The sequence below is a fragment of the Pseudomonas sp. Bc-h genome, from assembly GCF_002080045.1.
Taxonomy (GTDB): Bacteria; Pseudomonadota; Gammaproteobacteria; order Pseudomonadales; family Pseudomonadaceae; genus Aquipseudomonas.
On record NZ_MUIN01000027.1, the window covers coordinates 1 to 1,752 of the forward strand.

General features: G+C 48.3%; 1 protein-coding gene and 2 pseudogenes. All 3 read right to left on the reverse strand.

Annotated features, from left to right (window positions below; translation table 11 throughout):
- A pseudogene (locus BWR59_RS33030) lies at positions 1–296 on the reverse strand (hypothetical protein); the annotation flags it as partial.
- A gap of 100 nt (positions 297–396) precedes the next feature.
- The gene (locus BWR59_RS31630) at positions 397–1,116 is read right to left on the reverse strand and encodes a hypothetical protein (protein ID WP_081569599.1); all 720 of its coding nucleotides are present in this window, start codon (positions 1,114–1,116) and stop codon (positions 397–399) included.
- 11 nt (positions 1,117–1,127) lie between these two features.
- A pseudogene (locus BWR59_RS31635) lies at positions 1,128–1,752 on the reverse strand (Rhs family protein); the annotation flags it as partial.

Here is a 1,752-nt window from a genome sequence, read left to right on the forward strand (position 1 = left end):
AGTTCTTTGAGTAGCTGCTGCGCGACGGTTTCAAGATCGGCATCACCCTCCACAACCGACCGGCCAACAACGACAGACAAAGGGCTTGGCCCGATATCCGTAGATGTGAATACATAAAAGATCTTGTCCTTGAAACCCAAAGGCTGTACGAAACTCAGCTCGCTGGTCAGAAAACGCTCTGGCGGCGGAGGTGGCCCATCGAGTAAGTCGTAGGCCAGCTATTCTCCCTCCTGCCACTGATCACTGCACGTTGATCGGTCGCGCGCATGAGCCTTGCGAAAAGCCGCCGGGCTCATATGTAAGTGATGTAAGCATGGTATTTTAATGCCTACACCACCTGATATCGATCACAGCACAATCTGCTGCCGAAGCATACCGACGCGCTTGACCGCTTATCTATACTCCCGCAAAAGCTGATATATCTTTAATAAGCTCGGGGAGGCTCATTGACTTCTCGTCCGACCTATTGCGGATCAGACTGTAAGTGTCAGGCGCGGGCGACAGTACCTCAACCACCTCTCCCTTATAGTTCGTCACTTCAATAAAGCCACTCACAATACCATTCAAGTTTTCAACTTCTGAAATAAGCGTCGGGTATTTTAGAAGAGCGCCCGCTTCATATGTCCCCGCACCAGTGCCGGGATTATCAAAATATACCTTGAGTTTTGGATGCACCTTCCGCTTCCATTTGAAGACAGGAACCATTCGCTGCATCATTTCCTTAAATTCAGCTTCTGATTCGTCGCCAGAAAACTCACATCTAAAAATAGGGATACATAGATACAACTTCTCTCTTTTTGATTCCAAGCCACCTTTCAAGCTTGAGTGGTAACTACTCGGGACCGACAATACGTGCGTGAATCCATAATTGTTATCCGCGAGATTATACAAAGTTGGCTTAAGCGGCGACAATAAATGCGGAGCTTGGTCCAGCACAAGGGCGGCAAAATCCCGATCCACCACATCTTCACAAACAGTAAGCAAATCGCGAGAAGACGAACTTTTAAGACAATACTGAAATACAGTCTTAGGTAACGTGTGCTGAAAGAAGTAGTGCCCATAGCCACTTTCTTCGACAGTCGGAAAAGACCCAAGTAAATCCTGCTTAGAAAACATTATCGTACTCCCTATTCATAATCAGGACCTACATCCTGTCGGTATCTAATACCGTCAGCTGCCATTTTCGCCCCATCAGAACTGTTAGCAGAGCGAAGCCTAATACTCATGTTATCTGTGTCGTTATAGAAATCGTTACGTACAGCTCGGGGAGAATTATATCCTTGTTCATTCCAATGCTCAACAACAGCCTTGTTGTGTTCTATTGTTATTCTCGAGTCATTTCTAGGCACGACATCCAAATCTGCAGTTAGAATTTTTCCTGCGTCTGGCCCATCTTGAATGGTGTGTGCGTCTAGAACTTTATCCTTCACTCCAGCTCGATAGCCACTCGGATATTGCGATTTGCGATTGTACTGCTGCGGAGATTCGGAGCTTTTTAAAAAGCGGCCATCTGGACCACGTCTAGGAGGAGCAGTCGGTACCGGCTCGGAGACCGGCGGATTTTTAGGAACAATCTTCACGTTCCCAAAATTCGACCCTAACCCCTGCGCCTTGATCTCATACCGCGCATCAAACCACTTCCCGCCCTTAGCACCTAACCCGCCACCCAACAGCGCCCCACCAAACGCCATCAGCTTCTGACCATCGGAGCCCTCGCCGAATAACTTTCCCCCGGCCCAATTACCGCCCAAG